Origin of the sequence: Modestobacter sp. VKM Ac-2979 (assembly GCF_026967995.1) — a bacterium.
GTDB lineage: Bacteria > Actinomycetota > Actinomycetes > Mycobacteriales > Geodermatophilaceae > Modestobacter.
In genome coordinates this window covers 322,963-340,825 of the sequence record NZ_JAPVBO010000005.1, presented here as the reverse complement: position 1 = coordinate 340,825, position 17,863 = coordinate 322,963, and the positions used below count along the sequence as shown (strand labels likewise).

Annotated in this window: 17 protein-coding genes; 10 read left to right on the top strand and 7 right to left on the bottom strand. The window is 74.0% G+C overall.

The annotated features are described in order from the left end of the window. Positions 1–90 precede the first annotated feature (90 nt). Genes qcrB through ctaE form a run of 4 tightly spaced genes read right to left on the bottom strand, consistent with a single transcriptional unit; the run spans position 91 to position 4,383 of the window. The gene (gene qcrB, locus O2W15_RS16445) at positions 91–1,773 is read right to left on the bottom strand and encodes a cytochrome bc1 complex cytochrome b subunit (RefSeq protein ID WP_269180152.1); all 1,683 of its coding nucleotides are present in this window, start codon (positions 1,771–1,773) and stop codon (positions 91–93) included. After that, positions 1,773–2,882, bottom strand: a complete 1,110-nt coding sequence (gene qcrA / locus O2W15_RS16440; protein ID WP_269162126.1) for a cytochrome bc1 complex Rieske iron-sulfur subunit — start codon at positions 2,880–2,882, stop codon at positions 1,773–1,775. The genes qcrB and qcrA overlap by 1 nt, the downstream gene beginning before the upstream one ends. Beyond that, positions 2,879–3,760 (bottom strand): cytochrome bc1 complex diheme cytochrome c subunit, encoded by an 882-nt coding sequence (gene qcrC / locus O2W15_RS16435; RefSeq protein WP_269162127.1) that lies wholly within the window; start codon positions 3,758–3,760, stop codon positions 2,879–2,881. The genes qcrA and qcrC overlap by 4 nt, the downstream gene beginning before the upstream one ends. An 8-nt stretch (positions 3,761–3,768) precedes the next feature. Next, positions 3,769–4,383 carry an aa3-type cytochrome oxidase subunit III gene (ctaE, locus tag O2W15_RS16430; RefSeq protein WP_036334859.1) on the bottom strand — a complete coding sequence of 205 codons (615 nt, stop codon included), beginning with the start codon at positions 4,381–4,383 and terminating at the stop codon, positions 3,769–3,771. Between the two features lie 135 nt (positions 4,384–4,518). Here ctaE and O2W15_RS16425 point away from each other — a divergent pair, with 135 nt between their 5' ends. Together O2W15_RS16425 and trpD are read left to right on the top strand one after the other, a co-directional pair. Next, positions 4,519–4,941, top strand: a complete 423-nt coding sequence (locus O2W15_RS16425) for a hypothetical protein (protein ID WP_036334860.1) — start codon at positions 4,519–4,521, stop codon at positions 4,939–4,941. Positions 4,942–4,945: 4 nt separating this feature from the next. Beyond that, a complete protein-coding gene (trpD, locus tag O2W15_RS16420) occupies positions 4,946–5,992 on the top strand; it encodes an anthranilate phosphoribosyltransferase (protein WP_269180151.1) in 1,047 nt (348 codons plus the stop codon). A gap of 72 nt (positions 5,993–6,064) precedes the next feature. Here the strand turns inward: trpD and O2W15_RS16415 are convergent, their stop codons facing one another. Continuing rightward, positions 6,065–6,355: an Lrp/AsnC family transcriptional regulator gene (locus tag O2W15_RS16415; RefSeq protein ID WP_269162130.1), complete on the bottom strand. Its 291-nt coding sequence runs from the start codon at positions 6,353–6,355 to the stop codon at positions 6,065–6,067. Beyond that, entirely contained in the window at positions 6,352–8,214 is a 1,863-nt protein-coding gene (locus O2W15_RS16410; RefSeq protein ID WP_269180150.1) for a DEDD exonuclease domain-containing protein, read from the bottom strand. The genes O2W15_RS16415 and O2W15_RS16410 overlap by 4 nt, the downstream gene beginning before the upstream one ends. A 284-nt stretch (positions 8,215–8,498) precedes the next feature. On the opposite strand from O2W15_RS16410, the gene O2W15_RS16405 reads away from it, so the two are divergent. The 4 genes from O2W15_RS16405 (at position 8,499) to O2W15_RS16390 (ending at position 12,678) form a co-directional block, all read left to right on the top strand. Next, positions 8,499–8,870: a hypothetical protein gene (locus O2W15_RS16405; RefSeq protein ID WP_331253876.1), complete on the top strand. Its 372-nt coding sequence runs from the start codon at positions 8,499–8,501 to the stop codon at positions 8,868–8,870. 211 nt (positions 8,871–9,081) lie between these two features. Then, positions 9,082–10,176 (top strand): C40 family peptidase, encoded by a 1,095-nt coding sequence (locus tag O2W15_RS16400; RefSeq protein WP_269180149.1) that lies wholly within the window; start codon positions 9,082–9,084, stop codon positions 10,174–10,176. An 88-nt stretch (positions 10,177–10,264) separates the two neighbouring features. Continuing rightward, the gene (locus O2W15_RS16395) at positions 10,265–11,548 is read left to right on the top strand and encodes a M48 family metalloprotease (RefSeq protein ID WP_269180148.1); all 1,284 of its coding nucleotides are present in this window, start codon (positions 10,265–10,267) and stop codon (positions 11,546–11,548) included. Continuing rightward, on the top strand, positions 11,545–12,678 hold the full coding sequence (locus O2W15_RS16390; protein ID WP_269180147.1) for a glycosyltransferase family 4 protein: 1,134 nt from the start codon (positions 11,545–11,547) through the stop codon (positions 12,676–12,678). Before O2W15_RS16395 ends, O2W15_RS16390 begins: the two co-directional genes overlap by 4 nt. A 54-nt stretch (positions 12,679–12,732) precedes the next feature. Here O2W15_RS16390 and O2W15_RS16385 read toward each other — a convergent pair whose 3' ends face one another. Then, a complete protein-coding gene (locus tag O2W15_RS16385) occupies positions 12,733–14,466 on the bottom strand; it encodes an AMP-dependent synthetase/ligase (RefSeq protein WP_269180146.1) in 1,734 nt (577 codons plus the stop codon). A gap of 234 nt (positions 14,467–14,700) precedes the next feature. On the opposite strand from O2W15_RS16385, the gene O2W15_RS16380 reads away from it, so the two are divergent. The 4 genes from O2W15_RS16380 to O2W15_RS16365 are packed head-to-tail and all read left to right on the top strand — an operon-like array spanning position 14,701 to position 17,844. Next, the gene (locus tag O2W15_RS16380) at positions 14,701–15,132 is read left to right on the top strand and encodes an SRPBCC family protein (protein ID WP_269166653.1); all 432 of its coding nucleotides are present in this window, start codon (positions 14,701–14,703) and stop codon (positions 15,130–15,132) included. After that, positions 15,132–16,313, top strand: a complete 1,182-nt coding sequence (locus O2W15_RS16375; protein ID WP_269180145.1) for an ArsA family ATPase — start codon at positions 15,132–15,134, stop codon at positions 16,311–16,313. Before O2W15_RS16380 ends, O2W15_RS16375 begins: the two co-directional genes overlap by 1 nt. Then, positions 16,310–16,795: a hypothetical protein gene (locus O2W15_RS16370; RefSeq protein WP_269180144.1), complete on the top strand. Its 486-nt coding sequence runs from the start codon at positions 16,310–16,312 to the stop codon at positions 16,793–16,795. Before O2W15_RS16375 ends, O2W15_RS16370 begins: the two co-directional genes overlap by 4 nt. Next, positions 16,792–17,844, top strand: a complete 1,053-nt coding sequence (locus tag O2W15_RS16365; RefSeq protein WP_269180143.1) for an ROK family protein — start codon at positions 16,792–16,794, stop codon at positions 17,842–17,844. Before O2W15_RS16370 ends, O2W15_RS16365 begins: the two co-directional genes overlap by 4 nt. The last annotated feature ends 19 nt before the right edge of the window (positions 17,845–17,863 follow it).

Genomic DNA, 17,863 nt, shown 5'->3' with positions numbered 1-17,863 from the left:
GCGGACGGATCGAGCCCGGGCAGAGCAGCCGGAGATGCAGCAGGGCCCCGACGGAGGTGTCCGTCGGGGCCCTGCTGTTCGTGCCTTGCGTCAGTCGCGCGGAGCCTGCGGCCGACCGCCTTCGGAGGGACGGCCCCCCTCGGAGGGGCGGCCAGAGGTGATGGACTGCCGGTCGGCCTGCTCCGACTCCAGCCCGCGGGCCTCGAGCTCTGCCTGCCGCTGCACCTCGGCCGGCTCCTCGACCGGCTTGAAGAAGCCCTTGATCGCACGGCGTGCGCCGCCGACCTGGTTCATCTTCTTGGGCACCGAGGCGCCGCCGTAGGCCAGCTGACCGTGGCCGTGCTCGTCCACCGGGCCGAGGGGCTGGTGGACCTCGATGAACTCACCGCTGGGCAGCCGCCGGATGACCCCGGTCTCGATGCCGTGCTCGAGCACCTCGCGGTCGTGCCGCTGGAGCCCGATGCACAGCCGGTAGGTCATCCAGTAGGCGAACGGCGGGAGCACCAGGCACCCGATCCGCCCGAACCAGGTCATCGCGTTGAGGCTGATGTCGAACTTGTCGGCGATCAGGTCGTTGCCACCGGAGATCCACAGGATCACGTAGAACGTGAGGGCCATGGCGCCCACCGACGTCCGGACAGGGACGTCGCGGGGGCGCTGCAGCAGGTGGTGGGATGCGGTGTCCCCGGTCAGCTTGCGCTCGATCATCGGGTAGAGCGCGAGCACGGTGAACATCAGGCCAGCGCCGACCACGGTGGGCCAGAACAGCGCCGGGATCGTGTAGTCGCCGGGCAGGTTGATGTCCCAGGCCGGGAAGAGGCGGGTCGACCCGTCGAGGAAGCCGATGTACCAGTCCGGCTGCGAACCGGCCGACACCTGCGCCGGGTTGTACGGACCCCACAGCCAGATCGGGTTGATCTGCACCAGACCGCCCAGGGCGGCACACAGCCCGAAGACGATGAACAACAGCGCGGTCGCCTTGACGGCGAACGCGGGGAAGAGCCGGTTCCCGACGACGTTGTGCTCGGTGCGACCGGCACCGGGGAACTGCGTGTGCTTCTGCTTGACCAGGATCAGCAGGTGCGCCGCGATCAGGGCCAGGATGATCGCCGGGAGGATCAGCACGTGGACGATGTAGAACCGTCCGATGATCTCCGTGCCGACGTAGTCGCCGTTGAAGACCGCCCAGTGCGCCCAGGTGCCGATGACCGGCAGCGACAGGATGATCGCGCTGATGATCCGCAGGCCCGTGCCCGACAGCAGGTCGTCGGGGAGGGAGTAGCCGGTGACGCCCATGAGCAGCGCCAGGACCAGCAGCACGACGCCGATCAGCCAGTTGGTCTCGCGGGGGCGGCGGAACGCACCGGTGAAGAAGATCCGCAGCAGGTGGATCACGATCGAGGCCACGAACAGCAGGGCGGCCCAGTGGTGGATCTGCCGGATCAGCAGACCGCCGCGGACGTCGAAGGAGAGCCCGAGCGTCGACTCGTAGGCCGCCGACATCTCCACGCCCCGCAACGGCGCGTAGGTCCCCTCGTAGACGACCTCCTGCATCGTGGCGTCGTAGAAGAACGTCAGGTACGTGCCGGAGAGCAGCAGGATGACGAAGGAGTAGAGCGCGATCTCCCCGAGCAGGAACGACCAGTGGTCAGGGAAGACCTTGTTCAGGGTCCGGCGCAGCGGGCCGGCGACGATCAGCCGGTCGTCGACCTCGAGGGCCGCTTTCCCGATCTTGCTCGTCGGCGCACCAGGCGCCGCCGTGGTGGTGGCCATCAGATCCGTTCCCGGTTCCAGTAGGTGGGGCCGACTGCCTCAATGTAGTCGCTCCGTGCCACGAAGTAGCCCTCGTCGTCGACCGTGATGGGCAGCTGGGGGAGTGCGCGGGTCGCCGGACCGAAGACCGGCTTTGCCCCTTCGGTCACCTGGAACTGTGACTGGTGGCAAGGGCAGAGGATGCGCCCCGTCTCCTGCTCGTAGAGCGACACCGGGCAGCCGGCGTGCGTGCAGATCTTCGAGTACGCCACGTAGTCGCCGTAGGAGAAGTCGGCCTGGCCCTCCCGGGGCTCATCGCTGAGCTGCTGCTCCGGCCGGAGCCGGATCAGCATGGTGGCTGCGTCGGCCTGCCGGTTGCCACCCTCGACGGCCGGGAAGACCGTCTCGAGGGAACCGGGCTGCTGGTCACCCGGACGGATCGGGGTGCCGTCGTCGCGGAGGAGGCGGACCCCCTCGGCCCACGACGTGGTCCCGAGCGGGTTGCCCGTGTTGGGGTTCTTGATCAGACCGCCCAGCGGGGCGATCAGCATGGCGCCGAAGGCGGCGCCCATCACGCCGAGCGTGCCCAGGAGCAGCTTGCGGCGGGGGAGCCCGGACTTGTCCAGGCCGCTCATCAAGGACGCACCGGTGGTGACCCGGTCGAAGTGCGAGCCGTCGTGCTTGTCCTGTACCGCGGTCTCGTGCGGCAGCAGCTTCTTGACGTACTGGACCAGGCCGATGCCGATGCACAGCAGCGACAGGCCCATCGCCAGCCCGAGGAGCGGGGTGAACAGCGCGCTCCAGGAGTCGGCGCCGACCTCCCACTCCCAGTCGGGGAGGAACCAGCCGGAGCCGGCGTAGACGACCAGGAAGGCGACGGCGAAGAACGCGCCGAGGGCGAACCACATGGTCACCTGGCGGGTGGCCTGCTTCTCCAGTGCCGACCCCGGCACGGGACCGGGCTCGACGTGCAGGATCTCCACGCCGTCGTAGCGGGCACCGAGCCGGTCCAGCTGCGTGCGGTCCATCGCCGCCAGCTGCGCCGGGGTGTACTCGTCGTCCGGCCCGCCGTGGGTGGGGCCGTCGACGTCGCTGCCGGTCGAACCAGGGTGCTTGTCCGTCGTGCTCACGCCTTCGTCCCCATCCAGAAGATCCCGAACAGCAGGGCACCGACGCCGGCGACCCAGAGCACCAGGCCCTCGGCGACCGGACCGGCGCGACCGATCGGGGCGCCACCGGGGTCGGCCTGGTCCTGGATCGTCTGCACGTAGTCGATGACCGAGCGCTTCTCCTCGGGCGTCAGCTGGTTGTCGCCGAACACCGGCATGTTCTCCGGGCCGGTCAGCATGGCCGCGTAGATCTGCGCGTCGGTGAGGCCGTCCAACGAGGGAGCCCGCTTGCCGGAGGAGAGCGCGCCGCCCTCGCCGACGAAGTTGTGGCAGGAGGCGCAGTTCAGGCGGAACAGCTCGCCGCCCTCGGCCAGCTCGCCGTCGCGCAGGTCGCCCGAGGGAACGGTCGGCCCCCCGCCGTTGGCCTGCACGTAGGCCATCAGCTGCGCGATCTCGGCCTCCGTGAAGATCACCGGGTGCTCGGGGGCCTGGGCCTCCTGGCGGACCAGCGGCATGCGGCCGGTGGAGACCTGGAAGTAGACCGACGCCGAGCCGACCCCGATGAGCGACGGGCCACGGTCCTCCACGCCCTGCAGGTTGGAACCGTGGCAGGTGATGCAGCTCAGGACGTAGAGCTCGCGGCCGGCCTCGACGGCGATGGACTCGCTGTCGGACCGTTCGTCCGCGGCGATGGCCCCGGGGGCGAAGGCCGAGTAGCCCACCCCGGTCAGGACCAGGGCGGCCATCAGCCCGGCCACGTTGGCCAGGCGGCGGCGCTGCTTGGAGCGGCGCCGGTCACGGGCGGCGGCGGCCGGCGTGCCAGCGACCAGCCGGCGACGCAGCAGCCCGCGACGGCCGCCCTCGAGAGGGGCTTCGGACGAGGCCTTCGTGGTGGACACCCGGTTCCCTACTTGATCAGGTAGATCGTGATGAAGAGGCCCACCCACACGACGTCGACGAAGTGCCAGTAGTAGGACACCACGATCGCGGACGTCGCCTGGGCAGGTGTGAAACGGCCCATGGTGGACCGTATGAGCACGAAGACGAAGGCGACGAGGCCGCCGATCACGTGCAGGGCGTGGAAGCCCGTGGTCAGGTAGAAGACCGACCCGTAGGCCGACGACGCGATGGTCGTGCCGTGGTCGACCACGAGGGTGCGGTACTCGAACATCTGGCCCAGCACGAAGACCAGGCCCATCACGAAGGTGATGGTGAACCAGCGCCGCAGGCCGTAGACGTTGCCGATCTCCGCGGCGAAGACGCCGAACTGACAGGTCACCGACGAGGCGACCAGGATCAGTGTGAAGAACAACGCGTACGGCACGTTGAGCTCGGTCGGCTCCGGCGGCCAGCCGTCCTCTGCGCGGGCGCGGGCGGTGAAGTACATGGCGAACAGGCCGGCGAAGAACATCAGCTCACTGGCGAGCCAGACGATCGTGCCGACGCTGACCATGTTCGGTCGGGTCAGGGAGTGCACCCGCGAGGTGTCGAAGGTGCTGCTCGCCACGGGGGCCGTTGTCACGGGTTCATCATGGCATCGGGACAGCCGCCCCACGACGTGGGGTACGTGGGCGTGGCGCGCTCGGTCCGGCCACCTGTGGCGAGCCCGGTACGTCGCCTCCCCACCCCTCGTACCGGGGGCACTAGGCTCGCGCGGGTGAGCCCTGACGCCGCACCGGCCACCGTCCTGGTCTTCAGCCAGCGGGCCGAGGTCCGCACCGCCGTCCGGACGGCCCTGGGCAACGCTCCGGCTCCCGATGTGGGGCCGGTCACGTACCTGGAGTGTGCGACCGCCGACGAGGTGGTCGCCGCCGTCGACCGCGGTGGCGTCGACCTCTGCGTGCTGGACGGTGAGGCGCAGCCGACCGGTGGCATGGGGATCAGCCGCCAGCTGAAGCACGAGATCGCCGACTGTCCGCAGCTGGTGGTGCTCATCGCCCGGCAGGCGGACCGCTGGCTGGCGCACTGGTCGATGGCCGACGCCACGTTGGCCTACCCGGTCGACCCGCTGACCGCGCCCGAGGTCGTCGCCGGACTGCTCCGCGACCGGGCAGCACAGCGCCCGGCCGTCCGTCGCTGACCCGATGACGTCAGCCAGCCCGACCTGGCCCGGCCTCCTCACCCGACTCACCAGGGGTGAGCACCTCGCGGCCGAGGACACCCGCTGGGCGATGCGCCAGGTGATGACCGGGGAGGCGACCCCGGCCCAGGTCGCCGGGTTCGTCGTGGCCCTGCGGGCCAAGGGCGAGTCCCCGGAGGAGGTGGCCGGGCTCGCCGCGACGATGCTGGAACAGGCGACCCCGGTGCAGCTGCCGGTGGACTGCGTCGACATCGTCGGCACCGGGGGCGACGGCGCGCAGACGGTGAACATCTCCACCATGGCCGCGATCGTCACCGCGGCGGCCGGCGTCCCGGTGGCCAAGCACGGCAACCGGGCCGCGTCGTCGGCCTCGGGCACCGCCGACGTCCTCGAGGCGCTCGGGGTGGTCATCGACCTGCCTGCCCCGGCGGTGGCGCACTGCGTGCGGGAGGCGGGGATCGGCTTCTTCTTCGCCCCTGTCTTCCACCCCGGGATGCGGCACGCGGCGGCTCCCCGACGGGAGCTGGGGATCGGCACGGTCTTCAACTTCCTCGGCCCGCTGACCAACCCGGCCCGCCCGGTGGCCGCCGCGATCGGCTGCGCGGACACCCGGATGGCCCCGGTGCTGGCCCAGGTGCTCGCCGACCGGGGCACCCGCGCGCTGGTCTTCCGTGGGGACGACGGCCTCGACGAGCTCACCACCAGCACGACCTCGGCCGTGTGGGTGGTGCGCGACGGTGAGGTGGTGGCCGAGCGGCTGGACCCCACGGCCCTGGGCATCCCGGTGTCCGGGCCAGGGGCCCTGCGCGGTGGCGGTCCCGAGGTCAACGCCGAGGTGGTCCGCCGGCTGGTGGCCGGCGAGCCGGGACCGGTCCGGGACGCGGTGCTGCTCAACGCGGCCGGGGCCCTCGCCGCGTTCGACACACGCGGGGCCCGGCTGCACGACGCGCTGGGCGCCGGGCTGGAGCGCGCAGCGGCCGCTGTGGACGACGGCAGGGCGGCCGCGAAGCTGGCCGACTGGGTGCGGGTCAGCCGCGCCGCCCGCGGGTGACGACCCGGTCGCCCTCAGGCCGCGCAGACGTCGGCTGAGCCCGCTACGGGTCGACCCGACGTCCGGGTCGAGCTACTGGTCCGTCGACTCGAAGCCGATCGAGAACGCGGCCTCCAGGTCGTGCCGGGAGTGGGCACGGAAGGCGATGTGCGTGGCGGTGTCGACGACGCCGGGCACCTTGTTGATCCGACCGGCGATGACCTCGGCGATCTCGTCGAACTCGTGCACCCGGACGAGCGCGACCAGGTCGACGTCGCCGGCGACGGAGTAGACCTCGCTGACCCCGGGCAGCGCGGCGACCGCCTCGGCCACCTCGCCGATCGAGTCGGTGGCGGCATCGATCATCACGATGGCGGTGATCACGTCCGGGATGCTAGCCCGGTCGCGACCCGGCCGCGCCGTCCGGCGGTGCGCCCGCCGGCTGCCGGGGCACCCGGGGCGACCCGGTCCGGCTGGCTGCGGGTGCTGAGCGACCGGGTGTCGGCGAAGGGGTCCCGCTCGGCGCGGCCGGCCTCCACCTGGGCGAGGAAGCCGCTGTAGTCGCCCGTGCCGGGGGTGCGACTGGCCAGCGTGCCGGTCAGGTCGACCAGGCGGGTGCCGGGCTTCTCCATCCAGCGCAGCACCAGCTCCGTCTCGTCGACGGAGGCGGCCAGCTCGTCGTCCGGGCCGTTCGGGGTCTCGGCGGTGGTGCGCAGGTCGGCCAGGTGGCCACGGACGGACCGCCCCCGTTCGGCGACGCCGGCAGCGACCAGTCGGCCACGACGGACCACCGCCAGCTGCCAGCCCCCGGCGCCGTCGGGCCGGGCGAGGACCAGTTCGGGCACGGTGGCCAGCGACTCCAGGCGCTGCCGACGCCGCACCGCCCGGACCAGCACGGCCACTCGGTCGCGCAGCACGGCCGCCTCCTCGTACCGGCCTTCCTCGGCCAGCCGTTCGACCCGGTGCAGCAACGGTGCGACCAGGTCACGGGGGTCGGACTCGACGGCCGCCCGGAACACCGCTGCGATCGAGGCGTACTCCTCGCGGGTCTGGTCGCCCGTGCAGGGCGCCCCGCACCGGCCCATCCCGGCCAGGGCGCAGGCACTGCCCAGCACGGTCAGCGACAGGCGGGAGGTGCACTGCCGCAGCGGCAGGGACTCGTGCACGGCGGCGACGGCGGCGTCGGCTGCGCGCCGGTCCGGGAAGGGGCCGAGGAACGCGCCGCCCCCCGGGCGCACCCGGCGCACCACCGACAGCCGGGGGAACGGCTCGTCGGTCAGCCGGACCCACAGCGCGCGCTCGGGGAACCGGGACCGGCGGTTGTACCGGGGCTTGTGCTCGGCGATCAGCCGGAGCTCCCGGACGGCGGCCTCGAGGTCGTGCGCGCACGGCAGCGCCTCGATCCGCTCGGCGAGGGTGATCATCTCGGTCATCCGGCTGCGCTGCTCCCCGGCGGAGAAGTAGCTGCGCACCCGGCTGCGGAGATCGCCCGACGTGCCGACGTAGAGCGGTTCGTCACGAGGGCCGCGGAAGACGTACACCCCGGGACCGGAGGGGACGTGCTCGGCGAGGTGGCGCTTGCGGCGACGCTGCGGGTCGACCTGGCGGGTCAGCCCGGTCAGCTCCTCCAGGGAGGTGATGCCCAGCGGCCCGAGGCGCTCGAAGAGCCCGTGCAGGACGTCGACGGTCGCGCGGGCGTCGTCCAGCGCGCGGTGACAGGGCTGGGTGGAGGTGGAGAAGTAGGGCGCGAGGGTGGCCAGCTTGCAGTTGGGCACCTCGTCGCGGCTGAGCAGCCGGCGGGCCAGGACGGCGGTGTCGACCGAGGCGGACACCGGCCAGAGCAGCCCGCTCGCCTCGCAGGCCGCCCGCAGGAACCCCAGGTCGAAGGGGGCGTTGTGCGCCACGAGGACGGCGCCGCGGGCGAACTCCAGGAAGGCCGGCAGCACCGCGTCGATCCGCGGTGCCGCGGCCACCATCATCGAGGTGATCCCGGTCAGCACGCTGATGTAGGGCGGGATCTCGTGACCGGGGTCGACCAGGGTCTGGAACTCGCCGAGCACCTGACCGCCGCGGACCTTGACCGCCCCGATCTCGGTGATCGCGCTGTCCTTGGGCGAGCCCCCGGTGGTCTCCAGGTCGACGACCACGAAGGTGACCCCGGCCAGTGGGGTGCCCAGGTCGTCGATCGTCGCCTGCTGGAAGCGTGGCTCGGCCTGCGCCCGGTGGCCGCTCGGCAGCGCCACCTGCCGCCACCGGGAGGGGGCGGGGCCCGTGCTGGGCGGGGGGACCGGAGGGGGTGCTGGTGGCTGCGCGGACGGCGCGGCAGGTACGGACGGCACGGCGCGGACGCTAGGTCGCGGGTCCGACAGTCCCCGGGAGGCCACGCCGCGGGAGCCATCGGCCCGGGGCCGCGGGGCCGGCTCCTCGACGCGTCGACCGGGCTCCCCGGCCGGGAGCCCGGCAGAACTGTCGGTGGTCGCTCCTACGGTCCGCGGTGTCTGGACCACAGGAGACAAGGAGAGCCGCCGTGCTCATCGACTGCGACACCTGCACCGTCCGCGGTCACGGCTGCGACGACTGCGTCGTGACCGTCCTGCTGGGCGCCCCACCCGACTGGCGGGGGAGCGCCCCCACCGTCGTGCCGCTCACGCGACGCCGGCCAGGGGTGTCCGCCGGCGTCCCGGCCGGTGAGGGCGTGCGGGTGGCCGGCGCCGCACCGGGGGAGGCGTCGGCCGACGGCGCGGGCGGGCCCGACCAGGGTGCGGCCGAGGGGGCGCGCCCGGTCGTCGAGTGGGACGACGTGGAGGAGCAGGCCGTCCGGGCCTTGGCAGACTTCGGGCTGGTTCCGCCCTTGCGTCATCAGGATGCGTCGTCGCACGGGGACCGCCACGTGAGCTGACAAATTGCACCCCTGTGATTTGTCAGGTCCTGGGGTCACTTCGAGGTTTGACGGGGCTAGGTCTCGATCCGGTCACGGACATACGTTCGTCGTGTCCGAACGAGACGAAGTCGCCACAGAGGGTGACCTCGCTCGGGCACCGCCGGACCGCCGACCCGTTCCTCGGGTGGTGCGCCGCGGTCCGAGTGCGAGAAGTGGAGTCCGGCGCCCCGTGGCGAGCCCCCAGTCCCGCGCCCTGCCAGCATGGTCGGCCCCCGCTGCCGACACCCCGGTGCACGCGCGCCCCGGCCGTCTCGCCGGTCGACTGGGCGTCGGGATCGTGGCAGTCGTCGCCGCGAGCCTGACGCTGGCGGTCCTGCCGGGCGATGCCGCCGCGGCCCCGGGCGACCAGGCCACCGAGGCGACCAGCCCGGAGCAGGCCACCCAGCTGGCGGCCGACGCGACCCACGAGCTGGAGGTCGTCACCGAGCAGTTCAACGAGGCGCAGGAGACGCTGGAGCAGCAGCAGGCAGGCGCAGCCGCCGCGGCCCAGACGGTCGCCGAGGCCCAGGCCCGACTGGCCGCCCTGGACGAGCAGGTGCGCCGGGTCGCCCGCAGCGCCTTCACCGGGGAGCACCTGTCCCGCTTCAACGCCCTGATGACCAGTGGGTCGCCGGACGAGTTCGTCTCCCAGGTGACCACCCTGGACAGCATCGCCGGGCACACGAACGACGTCCTCGCCCAGGTCACCGCGGCGGCGACTGCCGCTGCGCAGGCACAGGCGGAGGCGGAGGCGGCCGCCGCGGCCGCGGAGCAGACGCTGCAGGACGTCGCCACGCGGCAGCGTGAACTCACCTCCCGGATCGGCGAGTACCAGGAGCAGCACGACGCGCTGACCGTCGTCCAGCAGGAGGAGGTGGCCGAGGAGCACGCCGGGCCGGTGCTCGAGGCGCCGGTCGAGGTGGTGGCCACCAGCTCCTCCGCGCAGGTCGCCGTGGACACCGCCATGGCCCAGCTCGGCGACCCGTACGTGTGGGCCGCCGGTGGCCCGGACGCCTTCGACTGCTCGGGCCTGACGCAGTACGCCTACGCGGCGGCGGGGGTCACCCTGCCGCACTCCAGCCGCCTCCAGTCCACGATGGGGACGGCGGTCTCACGGAGCGAGCTGCAGCCCGGCGACCTGGTCTTCTTCCGCAGCCCGGTGAGCCACGTGGGCATGTACATCGGCGGCGGCCAGATGGTGCACGCCGCCACGTTCGGTGTCCCGGTGCAGGTCACCAGCGTCGACATGGCCGGCTACGCCGGGGCGCGCCGCTTCCTCGGCTGAGCCGTCCGGTCCGGCTGTCCAGCCGGGCCACAGGCAGCCTGCCTAAGCTCGGCGCCGTGCCCCTCCCGCCCGGTCCGCGAGCCCACGGATGAGCCGGGGAGGAGCCGCCGGGTCCCGGCGCGCGGCGCTGCTGGTGGCGGCGGTGCTCGGTGCCGCGCTGGTCGCCGTGATCGCCCTGGCCACGCCGTGGGACGTGCTGCCCGTGCCGCCCGGCGGCCGCACCCCGGTCGATCCGGGCGCCGCGTTCGGTCCGGAGCAGGTGGCCCGGGCGGAGGCCTTCACCGCGGCGCTGCGCCCGGCCTCGCTGACCTCGCTGGTGCTGAGCCTGCTCGTCTCGGCGGTCTTCGGGCTCACCCGGGCCGGAGCGGCGACCGCCCGGGCCGTCGCCCGGCCGCTGGGCGGTGGCTGGGGCTGGCAGGTGCTGCTCGGTTCGCTCGCGATCCTGCTCGTCGGCCGCTTGGTGACCCTGCCGCTGTCGGCATACGGCGAGGTGGTGCGGCGTCGCTACGGCCTGTCCACGCGCGGCTGGGACCTGTGGGCGCGCGACGTCGCGACCTCCTACGGCATCTCCGCCGGGTTGACCGCGCTGGGGCTGCTGGCCCTGGTCGCGCTCGCCCGACGGGCCCCGCGCACCTGGTGGGCGTGGGCGGGCACGGCGGCCGCGGCCCTCGTCGTCATCGGGTCGTTCCTCTACCCCCTGGTGATCGAGCCGGCCTTCAACCGCTTCGAGTCCATGCCGGCCGGTCCGCTGCGCACGGAGCTGATCGCGCTGGCCGAACGCAGCGGCACACCGGTCGACGACGTGCTGGTCGCCGACGCCAGCCGGCGCACCACCGCACTGAACGCCTACGTCTCCGGCTTCGGCTCCACCCGGCGGATCGTCGTCTACGACACGCTGCTGGACCAACGGCCCGACGAGGAGATCGTCTCGATCACCGCCCACGAGCTGGGGCACGTGGCGAACGACGACGTCCTGACCGGCACGCTGATCGGGGCGCTCGGCGCCGGGGCGGGCGTCGCGCTGCTGGGCTGGCTCCTCGGGTCGACCCCACTGCTGCGCCGGGCCGGCGCAGCGGGGCCGGGGGACGGGGCCGTGGTCGGCCTGCTCCTGCTGCTGCTCTCGCTGGGCACGTTGCTGTCCACGCCCGTGCAGAACCTGGTCTCCCGGCACATCGAGGCGCGGGCGGACCTGCACGCGCTCGACCTGACCGAGGACCCGGACTCCTTCGTGGCGGTGCAGCAGGCACTGGGGGGCGCCAACCTCAGCGACCCCGATCCGCCCGCGATCTGGCAGTGGGCCTTCGGGTCGCACCCCACGGTGCCGCAGCGGATCGCATTCGCCGCCGACTGGGTGGCGGTGCGCGACCGGTGAGCGAGGACCGCACCCTGGTCGTCACCAACGACTTCCCGCCCCGGCAGGGGGGCATCCAGACCTTCGTCGCCGCCCTGCTGGCCACCCGGCCGCCGGAGTCGCTGGTCGTGCTGGCCTCGGACCACCCCGGCTCCGCCGCACACGACGCCGCACTGCCCTATCCGGTGGTGCGTGCTCCCACCGGCATGCTGCTGCCGACGCCGCGCGTCGCCCGGACCGCTGCGCGGCTGGCCCGCGAGCACGGCTGCCGGACGGCGTTCTTCGGCGCGGCGGCACCGCTGGGACTGCTCGCGCCGGCGCTGCGGCGGGCTGGGGTCGAGCGCCTGGTGGGGGCCACGCACGGCCACGAGACCGGCTGGGTGGCGCTGCCGGCGGCCCGGCAGCTCCTGCAGCGCATCGCCGGCGGGCTGGACGTGCTCACGTACATCAGCGAGTACACGCACGGGCGGCTGGCCCCGGCCCTCGGCGACCGCACGGAACTGGCACAGCTCTCGCCCGGGGTCGACGTCGACCGGTTCACCCCGGACGCCGAGGGGGCCCTGGTCCGGGAGCGGTACGGGCTCGGGGACGACCCGGTCGTGGTCTGCGTGTCCCGGCTCGTACCGCGCAAGGGGCAGGACCTGCTGGTCGAGGGCTGGGCGCAGGTGCTGGCCCGGCACCCGCGCGCGAAGCTGCTGCTGGTGGGCGGCGGCCCGCTGGAGCCGGCGCTGCGGCGCGCCGTCTCCGCCCGGGGGCTGACCGGCTCCGTCGTCCTGACCGGGGGAGTGGCACCGGCGGACCTGCCGGCGCACTACGCGGCCGGGGACGTGTTCGCCATGCCCTGTCGCACCCGCCGCGGTGGGCTGGACGTCGAGGGGCTGGGCATGGTGTTCCTGGAGGCGGCCGCCTGTGGCCGACCGGTCGTCGCCGGCACCTCGGGCGGGGCGCCGGAGACCGTCCGGGACGGGGTGACGGGGCACGTGGTGGACCCGCGGTCGCCCGCCGCGGTCGCGGGCGTGCTCGCCGACCTGCTGGACGACCCGGCGCGCGCCCGGGCGATGGGCGCGGCCGGCCGGGCGTGGGTCGAGCAGCGGTGGTCCTGGACGACGATCGCGTCGACCTTCGCCGACCTGCTCGACCCCGCGCGCTGAGCGCGGGGCCGAGCAGCTCAGCCGTCTGGCGCTACCGGCTCGACCCCTCAGGCGCTACCGCGCGTAGAGCGCCTCGACCTCGGTGCCGAACTGCTTCATCACCACGGCCCGCTTGAGCTTCAGGCTCGGGGTGAGGGTGCCGTTGTCCTCGGTGAAGTCGTCGCCCAGCACCCGGAACTTCTTGATCGCCTCGGCCTGCGAGACGGCCTTGTTCGCCTCGGCGACGGCGGTGTCCAGCTCGGCCAGCAGCTCCGGGTCGTCGCGCAACTGCTCGGGAGTGAGCGAGGTGTCCTTGCCCTGGGCCTTCAGCCACGTCGGGAGCGCCTCGACGTCCAGGGTGACCAGCGCGGCGATGAAGGGCCGTTGGTCGCCCACGACGAGGCACTGGCTGACCAGCTTGTGCGCCCGCAGCCGGTCCTCGAGCACGGCGGGGGCCACGTTCTTGCCGCCCGCGGTCACCAGGATCTCCTTCTTCCGCCCGGTGATGCGCAGGAAGCCCTGGGCGTCGAGCTCACCGATGTCGCCGGTGTGGAACCAGCCGTCGGCGTCGATGGCCTCGGTGGTCGCCTGCTCGTTCTTCCAGTACCCGCGCATGACGATCCCGCCGCGGAGCAGCACCTCGCCGTCCTCGGCGATCGCCGCGTCGACGCCGGGCAGCGGGCGCCCGACGGTGCCGATGCGCAGCGCCGCGTCGTGGTTGACGGCGGCGGCAGCAGTGGTCTCGGTCAGGCCGTAGCCCTCGAAGATCGTCACGCCGATGCCCCGGAAGAAGTGGCCGAGCCGCTCGCCCAGGGGGGCGCCGCCGGAGATGGCGCCGGCACAGCGCCCGCCGAGGGCGGAGCGCAGCTTGCCGTAGACCAGCTTGTCGAACAGCGCGTGCTGCACCCGCAGCGCCAGCCCGGGGCCGCCGGTGTCCTGCGCGCGCGACCAGTCGACGGCCACCTCGGCGGCCCGGCCGAAGATCTTGCCCTTGCCGTCGGCCTCCGCCTTGGCCTTGGCGCCGTTGAACACCTTCTCGAAGACCCGGGGCACGGCCAGCACGAAGGTGGGCTGGAACCGGCCCAGGTCTCCCACCAGGTCCTTGATGTCGGGGGTGTGGCCGATGACCGTGCGGGTGTTGAGCGCCCCCACCTGGAGGACGCGGGCCAGCACGTGGGCCAGCGGGATGAACAGCAGCAGCGAGCCGTCGGGGTTCATGAACCGGCTCAGCAACGTCATGCCGTTGCGGATCTCGAACAGGAAGTTCGCGTGGGTGAGCTCGCAGCCCTTGGGCCGGCCGGTGGTGCCGCTGGTGTAGATCAGCGTGGCCAGGCTGTCGGCGGAGAGGCTGGCCCGCCGGGCGGTCAGCTCGCTGTCGGGCACGTCGGCGCCGGCGGTGGTCAGGGTGTCCAGCCCGCCGTCGTCGATCACCCAGACCGGGCCCAGCTCAGGGGCCTCGGCGCGCACGGACTCCACGGAGGCGGCGTGGTCGGCGTTCTCCACCACGACCGCCCGCGCGCCGGAGTCGGAGAGGATCCAGGCCACCTGGTCCACGCTGGAGGTCTCGTACATCGGGACGACGACGGCGCCGGCGGTCCAGATGGCGTAGTCGAGCACCGTCCACTCGTAGCGGGTCCGGGCCATCAGCCCCACCCGGTCGCCGGCCTGCACGCCACCGGCAATCAGCCCCTTGGCGACACCGGCGACCTCGGCGGCGAACTCCGCGTAGGTGACGTCGACCCACTGACCGGCCTGTTGGCGCCGGAGCCCGACCTCGTCGGGGTGCTCGGCCGCGTTCCTGGCGACCATGTCCGGCAGGGCGTCTTCTGGCCCCACGCTGGCGGTGGGGGGAACGCTCAGTTCGCGCACGCCGTCCTCTCTGTCCTGCCCGGCCGGGGGCTCCGTCGCCCCGCCGCTCCGGACCAGGGTCCAGGGGCCAATCTAGTCCGCGCGGCCACCGCGCAGTAGCCGAGCGGCCCCCTGCGGGGGAGGAGGCCCGGGAGGAGGCCAGGTCGGGGGTGGGCAGCGACTACCCTCCGCCCCATGGCTGACCAGTCCACCCAGTCGATCGTCATCGACGCGCCTGCGGCCGAGGTCATGGCCGTGATCGCCGACTTCCCGGCCTACCCGTCGTGGGTGTCGGCAGCCAAGCAGGTGGAGGTGCTCGAGACCGGGGCGGACGGGCGCGCCCGCCGGGTCCACTTCGTGCTCGACGCCGGTGCGGTCCAGGACGACTACGTCCTGGCCTACACCTGGGATGACGACCGTCGGGTCGACTGGACGCTGGTGCAGGGCCAGATGCAGAAGCAGCAGGACGGCTCCTACTCCCTGGCCGAGTCCGGTGGCCGCACCACCGTCACGTACTCGATCACGATCGACCTGTCGATCCCGATGCTCGGGATGATCAAGCGCAAGGCCGAGAAGGTCATCCTCGACACCGCGCTCAAGGAGCTCAAGAAGCGCGTCGAGGGCTGATGCGCGCCGTGCAGGTCCTCCTCGTGACCGGCCCCGGTGGCGCCGGCAGCTCCACCGTCGCCGCAGCCACCGCCGCGCGGCTGGCCGGAGCCGGTTCCCGGTGCGTGCTGCTCACCGGCCAGCCGGCCGGGATCACCGACCTGACCGACCGGGTGACCGTCGACGTCGTCGCGCCGCAGCCCGCGCTGGAGGAGCTGTGGGACCGGCACGCCGGTCAGCTGGCCGACGCACTGCCGTTGCTCACCGTGCCGCCGGCCTCCTCGGTCGTCCCGCTCCCCGGCGTCGCCGAGTTCGCGCTGCTCACCGCCCTGGTCGGGCACCTCCGCGACGGGGACACTGACGTCGTCGTGCTGGACCCGGGCCCGACGGCGACGGCGACGGCGCTGCTCGGCCTCCCCGGGGCGCTGCGGTGGTGGCTGGCGCAGGCCGCGCCGACCCGGCTCCGGGTGCTCGCCACGCTGCGTGCGGCCGCCACCCCGGGCCGCGCCGGGGTCACCGCCGGGCTGCTCGCCGGCGCCGCGGCGACGGAGGAACTGCTGGACGCGGTGGCGCTGGCCGACCCCGCCCGCACCGCCGTCCACCTGGTGCTGCGCCCCGACGCAGCGGCGGCCGAGCACCTGCGGCACGCGGCCACCGCACTGGGCGTCCACGGTCAGCGGATCGCCTCGGTCACCGTCTCCCGGCTGCTCCCGGGAGGCTCGGGGGAGTGGTGGCAGCAGCGGGCCGCGGTGCAGGAGCAGGCGGTCCACTCGGTGCGCGCGCTCCTGGACCCGGTGCGGGAGGTGGCCGAGGCTGCGGTCCCGCCCGCCAGTGTCGCCGACCTCCTCGCGCTGGGCGCCGCCGTGCCGGAGACCGCGGTGCAGCCGCTCACCCGGGCCGTGCCCCGCCGGGCGGGCGGCGAGTGGCTGCTCGACGTGCCGCTGCCCTTCACCCGCCGCGGCGAGGTCGAGCTGACCCGCTGGGCCGACGACCTCGTGGTCACCGCGGGCGGGGTGCGCCGGTCCCTCGCGCTGGACGCACTGCTCCGCCGGTGCACGGTCTCCGGCGGGGCGCTGACCGATCCGGGCACCGCCCGGGCGGTGCTGGAGGTGCGCTTCGTCCCCGACCCGGACCAGTGGCCGGCCGGGCTGCTGGCCGCCGGCGCCACGGCGGGTGCGCCGGCCGCGGGAGGCGGGGCATGACCGGACCCGGCCCCGACTGGGTCGAGCAGGCCCGTCGGCTGGCGGCGGGACTGGCCGCCGAGCACGCGGCGGGAACGCGGCTGACCGACGTCCTGGGCGACCTGCTGGGCGCGCCCGCAGCACGGCCCGACGCCCCTTCCCCGCCCGAGGACGACGGTGCGGCGACGGGGCCGCAGCCGGCGGACGACTGCCGCTGGTGCCCGGTGTGCGTGGGCCTGGCGGCGCTGCGCGGACGCCGTCCGGACCTGGTCGAGGCGTTGGCCGACGTGCTGGCCAGCGCCGCCACCGCACTCCGCGCCCCGGCCGGCGCCCCGGACGGCGGCACGCAGCCGGCCGACTCGCCCCGCACCGACCCGGACGGCAGCGTCGCCGCGCCCGAGACCCCTGCCCCCGACGTCCGCACCGCGGACGCGCCAGCCCCTCCCGAGGAGACCGTGACGCACCCGGCCCCCGCCCCCGTCCAGCGGATCGACGTGGCATGACCGTCCCCGACCCGCAGGGCCTCGACTCCCAGGGCCTCGACTCCCAGGGCCACAGCCCGACCGCGACCAGCCGGGCCGCCCAGTTGCCTGCGCTGGGCATCGACATCGGCGGCACCAAGGTCGCCGGCGGCGTCGTCGCCCCCGACGGCACCATCCTGGACACCGCCCGTCGGGCCACCCCGGGCAAGTCGGTCTCCGCCACCGAGGACGCCATCTCGGCCGTGGTCGACGAGCTCGCCCAGCGGCACGGCGGCCCGCTGGTCGGCGTCGGCGTCGGCGCGGCCGGCTGGTTCGACCGCACCGGGGACACCGTGCTCTTCAGCCCGCACCTGGCCTGGCGCCACCAGGCGCTGCGCAAGGACCTCGCCGGCCGGCTGCAGCGTCCGCTCTGGGTGGGCAACGACGCCGACGCGGCCGCCTGGGCGGAGTACCGCTACGGCGCGGCCCGCGGCAGCAGCCTGATGCTGATGATCACCCTGGGCACCGGGATCGGCGGCGGCATCGTCATCGACGGCCGGCTGCAACGGGGCTCGCACGGCGTGGCCGGCGAGTGGGGCCACATGCGCGTGGTGCCCGACGGCCGGCTGTGTGCCTGCGGCAACCGCGGGTGCTGGGAGCAGTACGCCAGCGGGAACGCGCTGGGCCACACCGCCCGCGAAGTCGCCGACCACTCCCCGGCGGCCGCGGCCGACCTGCTCGACCGGGTGGACGGCAACGCCGCGCGGCTCACCGGGGAGGTCGTTGCCCGGGCCGCGGCCGACGGCGACCCGCTGGCCATCGAGCTGCTGTGCGAGGTCGGCACCTGGCTGGGGCAGGGGATCGCCGACCTCTCGGCGATCCTCGACCCGGACGTGGTGGTGATCGGCGGCGGGGTGAGCGTGCTCGGCGAGACGGTGCTGGCGCCGGCCCGGGAACGCCTGGAGCGGGCGCTGCCCGGTCGTGGGTTCCGGCCCGGGCCGCGCGTGGTCGCCGCCGAGCTGGGTGCGCAGGCCGGGCTGGTCGGCGCCGCCGACCTGGTGCGCCGTGCGGTGGCCGACGGCGACGGCTGACGAAGGGCCTCCCTGCCCC